14 protein-coding genes are annotated in these 16,910 nt (G+C 64.4%); 9 read left to right on the top strand and 5 right to left on the bottom strand.

The window, feature by feature from the left end; translation table 11 throughout:
• Window positions 1-24: 24 nt before the first annotated feature.
• Window positions 25-1,926: an adenylate/guanylate cyclase domain-containing protein gene (locus ACH196_RS06690; protein WP_396645951.1), complete on the bottom strand. Its 1,902-nt coding sequence runs from the start codon at window positions 1,924-1,926 to the stop codon at window positions 25-27.
• A 201-nt stretch (window positions 1,927-2,127) separates the two neighbouring features.
• Here ACH196_RS06690 and ACH196_RS06685 point away from each other — a divergent pair, with 201 nt between their 5' ends.
• Window positions 2,128-4,251: a molybdopterin oxidoreductase family protein gene (locus tag ACH196_RS06685; protein WP_396645949.1), complete on the top strand. Its 2,124-nt coding sequence runs from the start codon at window positions 2,128-2,130 to the stop codon at window positions 4,249-4,251.
• A gap of 61 nt (window positions 4,252-4,312) precedes the next feature.
• Here ACH196_RS06685 and ACH196_RS06680 read toward each other — a convergent pair whose 3' ends face one another.
• The 4 genes from ACH196_RS06680 to purM are packed head-to-tail and all read right to left on the bottom strand — an operon-like array spanning window position 4,313 to window position 7,688.
• Entirely contained in the window at window positions 4,313-4,828 is a 516-nt protein-coding gene (locus ACH196_RS06680; protein WP_396645947.1) for a SixA phosphatase family protein, read from the bottom strand.
• Window positions 4,829-4,833: 5 nt separating this feature from the next.
• A complete protein-coding gene (locus ACH196_RS06675; RefSeq protein ID WP_396645946.1) occupies window positions 4,834-5,868 on the bottom strand; it encodes a phytanoyl-CoA dioxygenase family protein in 1,035 nt (344 codons plus the stop codon).
• Between the two features lie 45 nt (window positions 5,869-5,913).
• Window positions 5,914-6,627, bottom strand: a complete 714-nt coding sequence (purN, locus tag ACH196_RS06670; protein WP_396645945.1) for a phosphoribosylglycinamide formyltransferase — start codon at window positions 6,625-6,627, stop codon at window positions 5,914-5,916.
• On the bottom strand, window positions 6,624-7,688 hold the full coding sequence (gene purM / locus ACH196_RS06665; protein WP_396645944.1) for a phosphoribosylformylglycinamidine cyclo-ligase: 1,065 nt from the start codon (window positions 7,686-7,688) through the stop codon (window positions 6,624-6,626). Before purM ends, purN begins: the two co-directional genes overlap by 4 nt.
• Window positions 7,689-8,444: 756 nt before the next feature.
• Here purM and ACH196_RS06660 point away from each other — a divergent pair.
• From ACH196_RS06660 to ACH196_RS06625, 8 genes are all read left to right on the top strand, one after another.
• The gene (locus ACH196_RS06660; RefSeq protein ID WP_396646009.1) at window positions 8,445-9,002 is read left to right on the top strand and encodes a CDP-alcohol phosphatidyltransferase family protein; all 558 of its coding nucleotides are present in this window, start codon (window positions 8,445-8,447) and stop codon (window positions 9,000-9,002) included.
• Window positions 8,974-10,140: an AI-2E family transporter gene (locus ACH196_RS06655; RefSeq protein WP_396645943.1), complete on the top strand. Its 1,167-nt coding sequence runs from the start codon at window positions 8,974-8,976 to the stop codon at window positions 10,138-10,140. Before ACH196_RS06660 ends, ACH196_RS06655 begins: the two co-directional genes overlap by 29 nt.
• Before the next feature lie 64 nt (window positions 10,141-10,204).
• Window positions 10,205-10,897: a DnaA regulatory inactivator HdaA gene (gene hdaA, locus ACH196_RS06650; protein ID WP_396645942.1), complete on the top strand. Its 693-nt coding sequence runs from the start codon at window positions 10,205-10,207 to the stop codon at window positions 10,895-10,897.
• A 383-nt stretch (window positions 10,898-11,280) separates the two neighbouring features.
• Complete coding sequence (locus tag ACH196_RS06645) at window positions 11,281-12,219, top strand: substrate-binding domain-containing protein (RefSeq protein WP_396645940.1); 939 nt, start codon at window positions 11,281-11,283, stop codon at window positions 12,217-12,219.
• Between the two features lie 104 nt (window positions 12,220-12,323).
• A complete protein-coding gene (locus ACH196_RS06640; protein WP_396645939.1) occupies window positions 12,324-13,856 on the top strand; it encodes a sugar ABC transporter ATP-binding protein in 1,533 nt (510 codons plus the stop codon).
• A gap of 48 nt (window positions 13,857-13,904) precedes the next feature.
• Window positions 13,905-14,933, top strand: coding sequence for an ABC transporter permease (locus tag ACH196_RS06635; RefSeq protein WP_396646008.1), 1,029 nt, complete (start codon window positions 13,905-13,907; stop codon window positions 14,931-14,933).
• 108 nt (window positions 14,934-15,041) lie between these two features.
• Complete coding sequence (gene iolG / locus ACH196_RS06630; protein ID WP_396645938.1) at window positions 15,042-16,031, top strand: inositol 2-dehydrogenase; 990 nt, start codon at window positions 15,042-15,044, stop codon at window positions 16,029-16,031.
• A gap of 88 nt (window positions 16,032-16,119) precedes the next feature.
• The gene (locus tag ACH196_RS06625; protein ID WP_396645937.1) at window positions 16,120-16,908 is read left to right on the top strand and encodes an SDR family oxidoreductase; all 789 of its coding nucleotides are present in this window, start codon (window positions 16,120-16,122) and stop codon (window positions 16,906-16,908) included.
• Window positions 16,909-16,910 lie beyond the last annotated feature (2 nt).

Genomic DNA, 16,910 nt, shown 5'->3' with positions numbered 1-16,910 from the left:
GCCGACGGTCCGGCAGGCAACTCCTTAGGCCTGGCCTCCGGTTGCAACTTGGGCGCCTGCGGTTTCAGGCGCCTTGGCCTGCCTGAGGTTCGAGACAAAACGCTCCATCAGCGGTGACTCGCCAAACCGGCTGTATTCGCGTTCGGCCGCCAGCGAGAAATCCGGCTTCGCGACGATCAGCCGCGCCATCACGTCGGCGGCTTCGGCCAGGTTTCCGGTTTCGACTAGAATGGCGGCGCGGATGAGCAGGCAGTCCGGCTGCTGCGGTGAACGCATGAGGCAGTCGGTCAGGACCGCGTCGGCCTCTTCGAGGCGCTGCGCCGCATAAAGAGCCTGGCCATGGACGTAGGTATAGTATTCCGGCGCCATCGGATGGAGCCGGCGGGCGCGCTCGGCGTTCGACACTGCCTCGTCATAGGCGCCGAAACGCACCTGCGCCTTGGCGAGCGCCATCAGACTGTCCGGCTCGTTCGGATTGAGCTCGACAGCCTTTTCGGCAGCCTTGATGGCGCTCTCATAGTCGGCGCTGACCGCCAGGCCGAAACTCAGCACCTGATAGCCGACGGCGAGGTTGGGATCGAGTGCGATCGCCTGCCGCGCCTCGCTCAGGCCCTGCTCGATCCTGCTGGAATCGGCTGCGCCCGCGGAATTGTGCGCTGCTTCCACGATATAGGTCATGCCGAGATAGGCGCGTGCGGCGGCATAGCCTGGATCGACTTCGAGCGCCCGCTGCAGCAGGCCGCGCGCCGCAATCAGCCCCTTCGGATCGGATGACCCAGGCCGGTGCTGGTTTCGTGCCTGCAGAACGAGATCATAGGCTTGAAGGCTGTCTGTAGGCCGCGTTGCGGTTTGCGCGATTTCTGACTGACGCACGTAAGAGCCGACATGCGACACGATCTCCGTCGTCAGTTCCGTCTGGACGGCAAAGACGTCGTCCAGCTTGCGGTCATAGCTACGCGACCACCGATGCGTCCCGTCGCTTGTATCGATGAGCTGGGCGACCACGCGCAACTGGTCGCCGGCACGCCGCACGCTGCCCTCGACGATGTAGCGTGCCCCGAGCCGCCGTCCGAGGTCGCGCAAGTCGTTCGCCTGGCCGCGCACCGCAAAGGTCGAGTTGCGCGCGATGACCTGGATTTCGGGGTTCCGTGCCAGTTGCGCGATGATGTCTTCGGTGAGCCCGTCGACAAAATAACCCTGGCCGCTGTCGCCGCTCATATTGTCGAACGGCAGGACGGCGACCGCCGGCGGACCTTCGGGTTGCGCGAAATCCACCAGGCGCTGCGCCATCAGCGTCGCCGTCTCACCCCAGCGGCCTCCGTCCAGCACAAGGATGGCTGCGACCGCCACGGCGGCCGTGCTCAGCATGTAGGGTAGGCCGGCGCGGCCATACCGTCTCAGTGTCGGGACGAAGGTCAGCCACGATTGCGCCGCAGTCGGCAGACGCACGGCATAGACTTCGACCGCTTCCGGGATGTTCTTCACATGCCGGCGTCCCAGCCGGACAAAACCGTTCTCGCGCTTGCGGTCGGCGCCGCGCACCACGGCGGCGCTGACAAGAATACCGCCGGGCTTGGCCAGACTCTCCAGCCGCGCGGCCAGGTTGACGCCGTCGCCAAACATGTCGTCGCCGTCCTCGATGACGTCGCCGAGATTGACGCCGAGCCGCAGGCAGAGCGGCCTGCCGGCCAAAGCCGCCTGGATTTCGATCGCACCATCCAGTGCTTCATTGACGCTCGGAAAGGTGGCGAGAAAGCCGTCGCCCGTGTTCTTGAACATCCGGCCGCCGTGGCGTTGGATGGCGGGGCTGATGACATCGTCGAATGCCGATCTCAGCGCGGCATAGGTCGCCGCCTCGTCCTGCGCCATCATCCGGCTGTAGCCGGCAACGTCGCCGGCTACGATTGCGGCAAGCTTGCGTTCCATACGAAGAACCTCGCTTCCCCCGCTGGGGACATAGCATCGCCCGTAAAACACGTGCCAATCACAAACCGGTGCAACCTGTCTGCGATTGCTTCCGGCGCAACTGGAAGGTGCCGCCGAGAACCCAAGCTTCATATCGGATTGGCAGGGCGAAGGCGCAAGGCTGGCCTACACTTGGACAGCGAAACCGGCTAGACACGCGGCATGAACCAGCACGCCAGCATCGCGCAAGCCAAGATTCGCATCGGCCATTCGGCCTGTCCGCATGACTGCCCGTCGACCTGTGCGCTCGACGTCGAGCTTCTCGACGAGAGCACCATCGGCCGCATCCACGGCGCCAAGGCCAACACCTATACGGCCGGCGTCATCTGCGCCAAAGTGGCCCGATACGCCGACCGCGTCCATCACCCGGACCGCCTCCTGAAGCCATTGATTCGTTCTGGTGCCAAGGGCGGAGGCAACTGGAAGGAATCGAGCTGGGAGGCCGCCCTCGATCTGGTCGCCGAAAAATTCATTGCAGCGGAAGAGAAATACGGCAGCGAGACGGTGTGGCCGTATTTTTATGCCGGCACGATGGGGCTGGTGCAGCGCGACGGCATCAATCGGCTGCGGCACGCGAAGAGATATTCGGGCTTCTTCGGCTCGATCTGCACCAATCTCGCCTGGACCGGCTGGATGATGGGCACGGGAAAGCTGGCCGGCCCCGACCCGCGCGAGATGGCGAAGTCGGATTGCGTGGTGATCTGGGGCACCAATGCGGTGGTCACGCAGGTCAATGTGATGACCCACGCCATCCGCGCCCGCAAGGAGCGCGGTGCGAAGATCGTGGTCATCGACATCTACGACAACGCCACGATGAAGCAGGCGGATATGGGCCTGGTGCTGAAGCCCGGCACCGACGGCGCGTTGGCTTGCGCGGTGATGCACGTGCTGTTCCGCGACGGTCTGGCCGACCGCGACTATCTCGAAAAATACACCGACGACCCGAAGGGTTTTGAAGCGCACCTAGCAGACAAGACGCCGGAATGGGCGGCTGCCATCACCGGCCTTTCGGTGGCCGAGATCGAGGCCTTCGCCCGCCTCGTCGGCACGACCAAGCGGACCTTCTTCCGCCTCGGCTACGGCTTTTCGCGCCAGCGCAACGGCGCGGTCAACATGCACGCGGCGCTGTCGATCGCCGCGGTGACCGGCTGCTGGCAATATGAAGGCGGCGGCGCTTTCCATTCCAATTCGGGCATATTGAAGTTGAACACCGAACTGGTCGAGGGCACGAGGCTGCACGATCCCGGCATCCGCCATCTCGACCAGTCGCGCATCGGCCCGGTGCTCACCGGCGCGCCGGACGCGCTGTTCGGCGGGCCGCCGGTGACGGCGATGCTCATCCAGAACACCAATCCGGCCAACGTCGCGCCCGAGCAGCGGCTGGTGAAGCAGGGTTTTCTGCGCGACGACCTGTTCACCTGCGTGCACGAGCAGTTCATGACCGACACGGCGAAACTCGCCGACGTCGTTCTGCCGGCAACCATGTTCCTGGAGCACGACGACATCTACAAGGGCGGCGGCAACCAGCACATCACGCTCGGCCCGAAGCTGATCGATCCGCCGGAAGGGCCGCGCACCAACCATTTTGTCATCGAGGAACTGGCGAAGCGGCTCGGCGTTGCCGACCGGCCGGGTTTCGGCATGACCGAGCGCCAGCATATCGACATTATGCTGGAGAAAAAGGGCTTGGGCTGCTTCGATACGTTCCGCGAACAGCGCTGGGCCGACCTGCAGCCGGAATTCGAGCAGGCGCATTTCATCAACGGTTTTGGGCACGCCGACGGCAAGTATCGGTTCCGGCCGGACTGGACCGGGCAGGCGGCTTCGAACCGCCCACCGAAGAGCATGGGCATCTTCGGCCCGCATCAGCGCCTGCCGGAATTCCCCGACCACGTCGACCTGATCGAGGTCGCGGACGATGCACATCCGTTCCGCCTGGCCACCTCGCCGGCGCGCAATTTCCTGAACTCGAGCTTCACCGAGACACCGGTGTCCATCGCCAAGGAAATCCGGCCGCAGTTGCTGATCCACCCGGACGATGCCGAGTCACTGGGGCTGGGCGAGGAGGTCCGCGTCCAGGTTGGCAACAAGCGCGGCGAAGTCGTGCTGCACGCAAAGCTCTTCGACGGCGTGCGGCGGGGCGTGGTGATCGCCGAAGGCGTGTGGCCGAACAGCGCGCATGAGCGTGGCGAGGGCATCAACGTTTTGACCGGCGCCGATGCGCCTGCGCCTTACGGCGGCGCGGCGGTACACGACAACAAGGTGTGGGTGCGCTCGGCGGCGTGACGCAGGCTTCGGGGCTGACGACGCGGGACGGAACTCACGCATCGGCAGTGCACCCGGCAGGTCAACGAAGGTCTCCCGGCCGCAGAAAGTGGGTAAGCCGCGCCGCGCCGGGGCGCATCTCGTTCCACTCGCCGTCCAAGACGAAGCGGGCCAGCGCCGCCGTGGGAAATTTTTCCCGAAGGCAGGCCAGCGCTGCGGCCTCGGAATCGGCCGAGGCGAGCGATCCGGAAAAATCCTCCAAGCCGGGATTGTGACCGATCACCAGCAGGATGCCGGCTGTCTTCGGCGCCTTCTGTATCTCCGACAGCAAGCGGTCGGCGGAGGCATCGTAAATGCCTTTCGCGAATTTGGCCTCCGGCGGATCGGGCAGTTCGGCTGCGACGAGTTCCCATGTCTGCCGCGTGCGCAGAGCCGGCGACACCAGCGCGGCATCGGGCAGCCAACGGCGCCAGGCGAGTTCGCGCCCCATGCGCGGCGCCGCCTTCAGGCCGCGCGGCGCGAGCGGCCGGTCGAAATCGGCAAGCCCGGCGTCATCCCAACTCGACTTGGCGTGACGGAGGAGGAGCAGGGTTTTCATGGAGCTCAGCTTTGCGCCCGCTGCCACGGGTTGACCTTGCCGACCTCCTTCCAGGTGCGGCGTCCCAGGCTGAAACGAACCAGTGCGTCCTCGATCCACCAGCCGATCTGAACTTTTCGACCACGCACGAAAGGAATCCATGCCGTGTCGAGGAAAGTGACCGGATTGAACGGATTGGGCCGCATCGAGGCATAGATCTCGACGCGGGTCGACGAACGCGCGGACAAGCCCCTGGCATGCAGTCCGAAAGTGTCGGCTACCACCAGCGTATTGCCCGGTACGGCGAAGATGTGGCGTGGCGGCAGTTGAAGGTTCCGAAGCTGGGCATCGGCCACGCGAAAGGCGCCGCCCTTCTGCGCGGTTTTGGAGGAGAGCACGCTGCGCCGCTTGTGCCAGGCAAGGCGGCGTGTCGTCGGCAGATGCGAACCGGGCACGTAGGTGAACGGTCCCTGGTCGGGCGCCACGTCCTCCAGGAACAGCCACGCCTTCATGGTCGGATGAAACGTGTCCATATGCAGCCGCGTCTGCGGATCGGTACTTGCGCCGGTCGGCGCGGCCTGGCCGAAGATCGTCTGGATGCAGACGATGGGCTCGGCGTCGAAACCGCCGACATAGCGGGTGAGCCCCGACCATGCAGATGACGCCAGGAATCGTTTGAGGTTGGGCATCGTCGCGAGAAGGTCCGGCGTGACCGCGATCCGGCGGGTCACCGCGTCGCCCTCCTTCATTTCGCGGGCGGGCGCGGCCAGGGCGCGAAGCTCCGCCAGAAGCGCGGCGTGCTCGGCTTGCGGAAGCGCATCGCGAATTTCGACGAAACCGTTGGCAGCGAACTCAGCCCTGTGCTGGTCGGAAACCAGGTGCTCCAGCCGCTTCCTGCGGCGTGCGGCGATGGCGTGGGCCAGACGCAGGCGCCAGACATGCAGGCCCCGGCGGTTCAGGGCAGCACTGCCGATATAGGGATCGCGAAACATCTTGTACCCCGAGAAGAGGCGCAGGATGGAGATTGGCAGGAGCAGGTATCGAAGCGGGTTTTCGGTCATCGCGACCTCGGCCTCACCTTGAAAGCGCTTTTACAGGCGGCCGTATCACGGGGTGAATCGTGCCAACTGCTCCAGATCGTAGTCGGTCTGGAGCGGTTCTGGCGCGAAGATCGTGCCGGGCCGGTTGGCATTGGCGTCGTCGAAGCCGGAGAAGGCAACGCTAGCGCCTTCCATCCGCGCCTTGCCCTCGGCGACGAGCCTGAGCGCCAACGGGTAGAGGCGATGTTCCGCCTTGAGCACACGCGCTGCCAGCCGTTCCTCGCTGTCGCCGGAAAGCACCGGCACCGCCGCCTGCGCGATGATCGGCCCGTCGTCCATCTGCCGCGTCACGAAATGCACGGTGCAGCCGTGGATGCGGACGCCGGCTTCCAGCGCGCGCCGGTGGGTGTCCAGGCCCTTGAACAGCGGCAGCAGCGCCGGATGGATGTTGATCATACGGCCCTTCCATTCGTCGACGAAGGTGTCGGTCAGGAGCCGCATGTAACCTGCGAGGCAGACGAACTCCGTGCCGAAGACGTGCAGCGTCGCGTCGATCGCCTGGTCGTGGGCGTCCTTGCTGTCGAAGTCGGAACGGGGGAGAATTTTGGTGGGTATGCCGTTGGTGTCCGCGAGGTGCAGGCCCGGCGCGTCAGGCTTGTCGGAGATGACGCCGACGATCTCGGCGGGGAAATCCCGTTCCTTCGCCGCTTCGATCAGCGCGGCCATGTTCGAGCCGCGACCCGAGATCAGGATTGCGACGCGCTTGCGATGGGCGCTCATAGTCCAAGGCTCCCGCGATAGATCACGCCGGCGTCACGGCGCGGCACGATGCGGCCGATCGGCGTCACCGTTTCGCCGGCCTCCTGCAGCACGGCAGCGACCTGCGCCGCCTGGCCGGCCGCGACGACGGCAATCATGCCGACGCCGCAATTGAAGGTGCGCATCATTTCCTGCGGCCTCACGCCGCCTGTCTTTGCAAGCCAGGAGAACACGGCCGGCACCTCGATGGAATCGAGATCGAGCTCGGCGGAAAAATCCTTCGGCAGCACGCGCGGAATGTTGTCCGGGAAGCCGCCGCCGGTGATATGCGCCAGCGCCTTGATGCCGTGGGTGCCGCGAATCGCCTTGAGCAGCGGCTTCACGTAGATGCGGGTCGGCTCCAGCAGGGCTTCGCCGAGGCTCAGGCCGTCGGCGAAGGGGGCAGGGGCGCTCCAGCCGAGGCCGGACAATTCGACGATTTTTCGGGTCAGCGAAAAACCGTTGGAATGCAGGCCGGAGGAAGCGAGGCCGAGGATGACGTCGCCTTCGACGATGTCGTCGGTGGGCAGCAACTGGCCGCGTTCGGCCGCACCCACGGCGAAGCCGGCGAGGTCGTAGTCGTTGCCGTGATACATGCCCGGCATCTCGGCGGTCTCGCCGCCGATCAGCGCGCAGCCGGCCATGCGGCAACCCTCCGCGATGCCGCCGACGATCGCCACGCCCTGTTCGGGATCGAGTTTGCCGGTGGCGAAATAGTCGAGGAAGAACAGCGGCTCGGCGCCCTGCACGACGATGTCGTTGACGCACATGGCGACCAGGTCGATGCCGATGGTGCCATGCCGGCCCGAATCGATGGCGATCTTGAGTTTCGTGCCGACGCCGTCATTGGCCGCGACCAGAACGGGATCGGAAAAGCCGGCCGCCTTCAAGTCGAACAGGCCACCGAAGCCACCGATCTCGCCGTCCGCGCCCGGTCGGCGCGTCGCGCGCACGAGCGGCTTGATTCGCTCCACCATCTCGTTGCCGGCGTCGATGTCGACGCCCGCCTGCGCATAGGTGAGCCCGTTCTTCTGCCCGCTCATCGCTTCGTTCCGGCTCCTTGCATACGCGGCTCTTCGCATGATCCTACCGTGCCCGCAAGCAGAGCGCGACCGTCCGTTGCGTCACATATTTCGTCCAGGCAATCTCTTCCGTTGCCACGCTGCGGAAATCCGCCCTGGCCATTGAGAAGTCGGGAAGACGGGCGGCCGCAGGGTCGCTCATCTAGCATATATGTGCGACCTCGCGGCCGCCCATCCGGCGATTTTTGGCCTCGTCCCGTTCCGCTTCGCCTTGCTCCGGCTCCGGCATTTTCGCCTCGGCTGGCCCGGTCTTAAGCACTCGTCCAGTGCGCCCCGCACGTAGTTGCGGGGGAGGAACCTTCGGACGCGGCCTCCCCGGGCGCGGGCTACGTCTTCCCGCACCGGAGGCGCCGGTTTCTCCCCGCCTTCACACCGTCATGATCGGCGTTCCCGCAGGAGAAACTGACATGGATTATGAGGCAGGTTCTGGCGAGGGGGATGAGAATCGTGTTCGACGCCATTTTTTCGCACCGGATGGAAAAGACGGGTCCAGCGAAAACAAGGGCTTGGCTGCCCGCGCTCAAAAAATTTTCTTGTCGAGGCGACAATTCCATCCCCGTTTTCGGGCTGCTGGATCGCCTCCTCTAGCATCGCCTGAAGCTCCGTTGGTGACCTGAGGTGCTACTCTGCCGCGCATCGGTGGCAACATCGGCCTTGCGGCGCGCATCGGCCTCGACCATCTATCGCACTATAAGAACACGCCCGGAGGAAACGGCGCTGACCGTCCCAAACCTGATCACGATCATGCGCTTCCTGCTGGTGCCGGGTGTGGTCTATGCGCTGCTGTCCGGTCGCATGGACTGGGCGCTCGCCGGTTTCGTCGTCGCCGGCGTGTCCGACGGGGTCGACGGTTTTATCGCGCGGCATTTCAACCAGCGCACTGAACTCGGAGCCTATCTCGACCCGATGGCTGACAAGCTGCTGCTGGTCAGCATCTTTATTGTGCTCGGCATCATGGGGAACCTGCCGCTGTGGCTGGTGATCGCCGCCGTGACGCGCGACGCGCTGATCGTCACCGCCGTGCTGCTGTCATCGGTGATGGGGCGGCCGGTCGAGATGAAGCCGCTGATGGTTTCCAAGGTCAACACCACTTTCCAGATCGTGCTGGCCATTTCCGTTCTGGGGGAACTCGCCTTCGCCGCCGATTTCGGCTGGTTCACCGAGGGCTTGGTCTATCTCTGCGGGGTCTTGACCGTGGCTTCCGCCGCGGCCTATCTCGTCGCGTGGCTGAGGCATATGAACGGTTATGGCGAAAGCAAGACTGCGAACCGCTGAGGTCACGACCGGAGAAGCGCCCGGCGCGGCGTTGCGCCGCCAGGCGCGCTTCTGGCTGATTGCCGCGCTTTTTCTCGCCTTCTTCCTCTATCTGTTCAGTGAGATACTGCTGCCCTTCGTGGCCGGCATGGCATTGGCCTATTTCCTTGACCCGGTCGCCGACCGGCTGCAGAGGCTGGGCTTGTCGCGCCTCATGGCGACGATCCTGATCCTTTTCACCTTCATTGTCGTGCTGGCAATCGGACTGGTCATCCTCACTCCACTGCTGGCGAAGCAACTGTCGGATTTCATTACCAAGCTGCCGGAATATCTCAGCCACTTCCAGGCGCTGATCACCAGCTTCGATCCGCAGTGGATCGAGAAGCGCTTCGGCGTGAATGCTGCCGACCTGCGCGACGGCCTGAATTCGCTGCTTGCCTCCGGCGTCGGCTTCGTCACAGCGATCTTCACCTCGATCTGGAGTTCGGGCGTGGCGCTGTTCAGCGTCGCCAGCCTGTTCATCGTGACCCCGGTCGTGGCGTTCTACATGCTGCTCGACTGGGACCGCATGGTCGCCAAGGTCGATAGCTGGGTGCCGCGGGACCATGTCCACACCGTCCGCCAGATCGCCAGCGACATCAATGTGGCGACGGCCGGCTTCGTGCGCGGGCAGGGCACGCTCTGTCTGGTGCTCGGTCTTATCTACGCGATCGGCCTGACGATAACCGGGTTGAATTTCGGCATTCTGATCGGCCTGTTCGCCGGGCTGATCAGCTTCATTCCCTATGTCGGTTCGCTGGTCGGGCTGGTGCTGGCGCTCGGCGTCGCCTTCGTGCAGTTCTGGCCGGACTGGCTCATGGTCGTCGCCGTCGCTTGTGTGTTCTTCGTCGGCCAGTTCATTGAGGGCAATATTTTGCAGCCTCGGCTGGTGGGCAAGAGCGTCGGCCTGCATCCGGTCTGGCTGATGTTCGCGCTGTTTGCCTTCGGCGCGTTGTTCGGCTTCGTCGGCCTGCTCATCGCCGTGCCGGCAGCCGCCGCGATTGCCGTCTTGGTTCGCTTCGCCATCTCGCGCTATCTCGATTCGCCGCTTTATGTCGGCCATTCGCAGGACGCAGCGGTGGAGCGGCCGGCAGCGGACGCCGGCAAGACGGCGGACTGACCTTGGCCGCGATCGGTTTCCGTGAGAACGACGGTAGCGCCGCCGCACGGTCGGTGTGACTTTGATGCGCAAACCGGAACATCCCCGGCAATTGCCGCTCGACCTCGGCCATGCTCCCGGCGTGTCGCGCGACGACCTCGTGGTTTCCGCCGCCAATCGCGACGCCGTGGCGCTGATCGAGCGCTGGCCGGACTGGCCGTCGCCGGTGGTGATCCTTGCCGGGCCTCCGGGCTCCGGCAAATCGCATCTGGCGTCGATCTGGCGGGAGCACGCCCAGGCTGCGGGGCTCGTTGCCGCCGACATCGCCGTCGCCGGGGCGGGAGCGTCGGGGCTCGAAATCCTCGTCGAGGACGCGGATTCGCCCCAACTCGACCAGACCGGGCTGTTCCACCTGATCAACGCCGTGCGCGGCGGGGGCGGGCATTTGCTGCTTACCGCCCGCCGCTTTCCGTCCGCGTGGGGGGTGACGCTGCCCGATCTCGCTTCTCGGCTGAAGGCCGCGACCACCGTCGAGATCCATGAACCCGATGATCTGTTGTTGGCCGGCGTAATTACAAAACTCTTCGCCGACCGGCAGGTCGAGGTGGAGGCGAATGTCGTGCAGTTCCTGGTGCGGCGGATCGAGCGCTCACTTTCGGCGGCGATCGACATTGTCGGCCGGCTCGACCGCACGGCGCTGGAGCGCAAGTCGAGGATCACGCGCGCCATGGCCGCCGAACTGACGGCCGAAATCGAGCAGAAGCGCTTCGAGTTTTAACGCGGCCGTAGATCGAACTCCGTCGCCGGATCGCGAACTCCAGTTTGCGAGCATGAGGGCTACGGCGCGGCCGCGCTACCGTGCGCCAACAAGCCATTTCAGCTTTGTGCCGGGAACGGCCAGACCCTCGTAGCGCGGGCGAACCGCTCCGGCATCTGCCTGCCGCATAATCGCCCTTGACGTGCGGTCAAAATTTGGAATAAATATTTCAAAATTATATCATACGGCTTGAACGTTCCGAAATTGCGGGAATGTCAGGAGGAGCGCGAAGCCTCGGACGGAAGATCGTCCGCGGTTCGGCGAGCGAAACGGGCCTCCGGCAGCGCCGGGGCTTCCGGTGACAACAGGGTGCATCCGGACACCCTTTCGTGGAGGAAAACGAAATGAAAAAACTGCTTCTGGGCGCCGCGATTGCAGCGCTTATGTCGGGTTCGGCTTTTGCGGGCGACATCGGCGTGTCGATGGCGAATTCCGACACCTTCCTGACCGTGCTCCGCAAGGGCATCGAGAAGTCGGCCGGCGACGCCAGCCAGCCGGTGCAGATCGAGATCGCCGACGACGACGTGAACAAGCAACTCAGCCAGGTCCAGAACTTCATCGCCGCCAAGGTCGATGCGGTCATCGTCAACCCGGTCGACACCTCGGCGACCGCGCCGATGACCAAGCTCGCCAACGAGGCGGGCATCCCGATCGTCTACGTCAACCGCCAGCCGATCGACGTCGACGCGCTGGGCGCCAAGGGCGCCTTCGTCGGTTCGAACGAAGTCGATTCCGGCACGCTGGAGACCAAGGAAGTCTGCCGCATCCTCAAGGAAGCCGGCAAGACCGAGGCCGGCATCCTGATCATGGTCGGTGATCTCGCCAACCAGGCGGCTGTGCAGCGCACCAAGGACATCCATGACGTCAACGCCGGCAGCGAATGCGGCGTGAAGCTGAACGTCATCGACGAGCAGACCGCCGGCTGGGATCCGGTCAAGGCGCAGGACCTGATGACCAACTGGATCGCCGCCGGCCACAAGCCGGACGCCGTGATCTCCAACAACGACAACATGGCGATCGGCGCCATCAACGCCATGAAGGCGGCGGGCTGGGACATGAAGGACGTGATCGTCGGCGGCGTTGACGCCACGCAGGAGGCGCTGGCCTACATGAAGGCCGGCGACCTCGACGTGACCGTGTTCCAGAACGCGGCCGCGCAGGGCAGTGGCGCGGTGGAAACCGCTATCAAGCTCGCCAAGGGCGAGGCCGTGACGTCTCCGGTCTGGGTGCCTTTCGAACTGGTGACCCCGGCCAACATGGATCAGTATACAACCAAGAACTGATCGCCTGACGCTCTTCGGGAGCGCCGCCGGATGGCGGCGGCGTTTCCTCTCGTGATAAGACATCGAAGCCGCGTTTCGAACCGGGTCTGGGAGGACTGAGCGGCATGCAAATTCTTGCGACATCGGATGCCTCCGTACCGCCGCCGCCCGCCGGCGACTACGTGCTTGAGGTCGAGAACGTCCGGAAGGAGTTTCCGGGCGTGCTGGCGCTCGACAATGTGCAGCTAAAACTGCGGCGCGGCAGCGTGCATGCGCTGATGGGCGAGAACGGCGCCGGCAAGTCGACACTGATGAAGATCGTCGCCGGCATCTACACGCCGGATTCCGGCACCTTCCGGCTGCGCGGCCAGGAGATACGGCTCAAGGGGCCGCTCGATGCGCTGGAGAACGGCATCGCCATGATCCATCAGGAACTGAACCTGATGGCGCCGATGACGGTGGCGGAGAACATCTGGATCCGCCGCGAGCCCAAGACGCGGCTGGGTTTCATCGACCATGGCGAGATGCACCGCAAGACAGCCGACCTGTTCAAAAGGCTCAACATTCATATCGATCCCGACGTGAAGGTCGGCACGCTGAGCGTCGCCAACAGGCAGATGGTCGAGATCGCCAAGGCGGTCTCCTACGAATCCGACGTGCTGATCATGGACGAGCCGACCTCGGCGCTGACCGAGCGCGAAGTCGACCACCTGTTCACGATCATCCGCAGCCTCAGGGCCGAAGGCAAAGGCATCATTTACATAACCCACAAGATGAACGAGCTGTTCGAGATCGCGGACGAGGTGTCCGTGTTCCGCGACGGCAAATACATCGCCACCAAGGCTTCGAGCGAGGTGACGCGCGACGAGATCATCCGCATGATGGTCGGCCGCGAGATCACGCAGATGTTCCCGAAGGAGACCGTGCCGATCGGCGAGGTGGTCCTGTCGGTCAAGGATCTGTGCCTCAACCGGGTGTTCCACGACGTTTCCTTCGAAGTGCGGTCGGGCGAGATCCTCGGCATCGCCGGGCTGGTCGGGTCGGGGCGCTCCAACATCGCGGAAGCGATCTTCGGCGTGACGCCGGCCAACAGCGGCACCATCGAGCTGTTCGGCAAGCCTGTGCGGGTCGACAGTCCAGCCACCGCTATGCGCCACGGCATGGCGTTCCTCACCGAGGACCGCAAGGATACTGGCTGTTTCCTGCTGCTCGACATCCAGCAGAACACGCAGATCGCCGTGCTGCAATCGGGCTATGTGAAGAACGGTTTCGTCGAGCAAAAGCGGCTCAGCAAGGATTCGCTGGCGATGAGCGACGCGCTGCGCGTCAAGACGCCTGACATGTCCGAGCCGATCATCAACCTGTCGGGCGGCAATCAGCAGAAGGTGCTGATCGGCCGCTGGCTGCTGACCAGGCCGAAGATTCTGATCCTCGACGAGCCGACGCGCGGCATCGATGTCGGGGCCAAAGCGGAGATCCACCGGCTGATTTCGAAACTGGCGGGCGAGGGGGTGGCGGTCATCATGATCTCGTCCGAGATGCCCGAAGTGCTCGGCATGAGCGACCGCATCATGGTGATCCATGAGGGCCGTGTGACCGGTTTCCTGAACCGCGACGAAGCCAATCAGGTGAAGATCATGGAACTGGCGTCGCACTGACGGCGCCCAAGAAGCTGCAAAGGTGGAAGCATCATGTCGACGAGCGAGATGACCGCGCAGGCAAGCAGAATAGGTACCAAGAAGCGGCTGCCGCCCGAGGTGTCGATCCTCGGCGTGCTGATCGGCATCGCGCTGGTGTTCGAGATCCTCGGCTGGATCCTCGTCGGCGACAGTTTCCTGGCCAACAAGCAGCGCCTGTCGATCATCATCCTGCAGGTCTCGGTGATCGGCATCATCGCCGTCGGCGTCACCCAGGTGATCATCACCAGCGGCGTCGACCTGTCGTCGGGATCGATCGTCGGCTTCGTGGCGATGGTGGCGGCGTCGCTGGCGCAGACCTCCACCAATGCGCGCGCCGTCTATCCGGCCCTGACCGACATCTCGCCGTTCTGGCCGGTACTTGCCGGCCTGGCTGTGGGGCTGGCGGCGGGCGCGGTCAACGGCATGGTGATCGCCTTCAGCGGCATACCGCCCTTCATCGCGACGCTGGGCATGATGGTGTCGGTGCGCGGCCTGGCGAAGTGGTACACGAACGGCCAGCCGGTGGCGCTGCTCAACGAGAATTTCACCTGGCTGGGGCGGAGTTTCGACGTCTGGGGTTTCCCGGTGCCGCTGCCGGTGATCATCTTCCTGCTGGTCGCCATCATCTTCCATATCGCGCTCGGCTATACGCGATACGGCAAGTTCACCTACGCCATCGGCGCCAATCCGCAGGCGGCGCGCGTGTCCGGCATCAATATCGGCAATCATCTGATCAAGGTTTATGCGATCGCCGGGCTGCTCTCCGGCCTGGCCGGCGTGGTCACCGCGGCCCGTGCGCAATCCGGCCAGCCGGGCATGGGCGTCGCCTACGAACTCGACGCCATTGCAGCGGCAGTCATCGGCGGCACCTCGCTCGCCGGCGGCGTCGGTCGCATCTCCGGCACAGTGATCGGCACGATTATCCTAGGCGTGCTGACCTCGGGTTTCACTTTCCTGAAGGTGGGCGCCTACTACCAGGAGATCATCAAGGGCTTGATCATCGTGGCGGCGGTCATCATCGACCAGCAACGGCAGAACAGGCGCAAGAAGGCTTGACGCCGGGCATATAGCCTCGCCATCGCTTGTGGCGGGGCGGCCTGACAGGGCCACAGGTTCATAATCATCCGTCCGGGGCAGCCGGACCACTTGCAACGAGGATCGAAGATGACAGTTCGTTTTGGCCTGCTTGGCGCCGGCCGTATCGGGAAAGTCCACGCGCGGGCCATAGGCTCCAATCCGGCCGCCGAACTGGTCGCTGTGGCCGACGCTTTCGAGAAGGCGGCAAAGGACATTGCCGACGCCTATGGCTGTGCGATCCGCAGCATCGAGGAGATCGAGAAGGCGTCCGACATCGACGCCGTGGTGATTTGCACGCCAACCGATACCCACGCCGACCTGATCGAGCGTTTCGCCAGGGCCGGCAAGGCGATCTTCTGCGAGAAGCCTATCCATCTCGACGTCGAGCGTGTCGAGAAGTGCCTCGATGTGGTCGACAAGACCGGCGCGACGCTGATGGTTGGCTTCAACCGCCGCTTCGATCCGCATTTTGCTGCCGTGCGCAAGGCGATCGACGACGGCGCAATCGGTAAGGTCGAGCAGGTGGTCATCACCTCGCGCGACCCTGGCCCGCCGCCGCTCGACTACATCGGCCGTTCCGGCGGCATTTTCCGCGACATGACCATCCATGATTTCGACATGGCGCGTTTCCTGCTCGGCGAGGAGCCGGTCAAGGTGCTGGCGACCGCCTCGGTGCTGGTCGACAAGAAGATCGGCGAGGCCGGCGATTTCGACAGTGTCAGCGTCATCCTTACGACCGCCAGCGGAAAACAATGCGTCATCACCAATTCCCGCCGCGCCACCTATGGCTATGACCAGCGCATCGAGGTGCATGGCTCCGAAGGCATGGTCGCTGCGGAGAACCAGCGGCCGGTTTCGATCGAACTGGCGAACGGTAAGGGCTATACGAGGCCGCCGCTGCACGACTTCTTCATGACGCGCTATATCGACGCCTACGCCAACGAGATCGCAAGTTTTATCGAGGCGGAGAGCAAGGGCAAGGCGGCCTCGCCGGGCGGACAGGATGGGTTGCTGGCTTTGAAGCTCGCCGACGCGGCGCTGAAGTCCGCGACGGAGGGTAAGGCCGTCCAGCTCTGAAGGCAGACGGACAAGGCAATAGGGTTTGACACGCCGCGCCTCCCGCATGAGGGCAGGGCGGTTTGGCATTTGATGGAGAGATGGAAAGATGGATGAGGGACGCAACAGCCACACACGCGCCATTGTGACAGGCGGCGCGCAGGGTGTCGGCCTGGCAGTGGCGAACCGGCTGGTGGATGAGGGGTGCCGCGCTGTAGCACTGGTCGGCCGTTCGAAGGAGAAGGGCAAGGCCGCCGTCGACGCGCTGAAGAAGAAAGGCGCAGACGTGATCTTCATCAGCGCCGACCTGTCGGACGCCGCCGCCAGCGGCCATGTCGTGGCCGAGGCGCTTGGGCATTTCGGCAGCCTCAACGCGCTGGTCAACGCCGCCGCCACCTCGGCGCGTGGCTCGCTGGTCGACACCACGCCTGAAGTCTTCGACCAGATTTTCCACACCAATGTGCGCGGCCCTTTCTTCCTGATGCAGCGGCTGGTGCGTCATCTGCTGGAGGCCGAAAAGCCCGGCTCGATCGTCAACGTGCTGTCGATGTCGGCGCATGCCGGCCAGTCGTTCCTGGCGCCCTATTCGTCGAGCAAGGGCGCGCTGGCGGTGCTGACCAAGAACGCCGCCAACGCCTACCGCAAGAACCGCATCCGCGTGAACGCCGTGCTGCCGGGCTGGATGGACACGCCCGGGGAGAACATCGTGCAGCAGAAATGGCATGACGCGCCGGCCGACTGGCTGGAGAAGGCCGAAGCCGGACAGCCGATGGGACAACTGGCGAAACCCGACCAACTCGCCGGCCTGATCGCCTATATGATCAGCCCGCATTCCGGCATCATGACCGGCTCGCTGGTCGATTATGACCAGAACGTCGCGGGGGTTGTCGGGGAGTAGCG

Source organism: Mesorhizobium sp. IMUNJ 23232 (assembly GCF_044326205.1).
Classification (GTDB): domain Bacteria; phylum Pseudomonadota; class Alphaproteobacteria; order Rhizobiales; family Rhizobiaceae; genus Kumtagia.
Note: the sequence above shows the minus strand (reverse complement) of the source record. Positions and strands in the feature narration are given on the sequence as shown.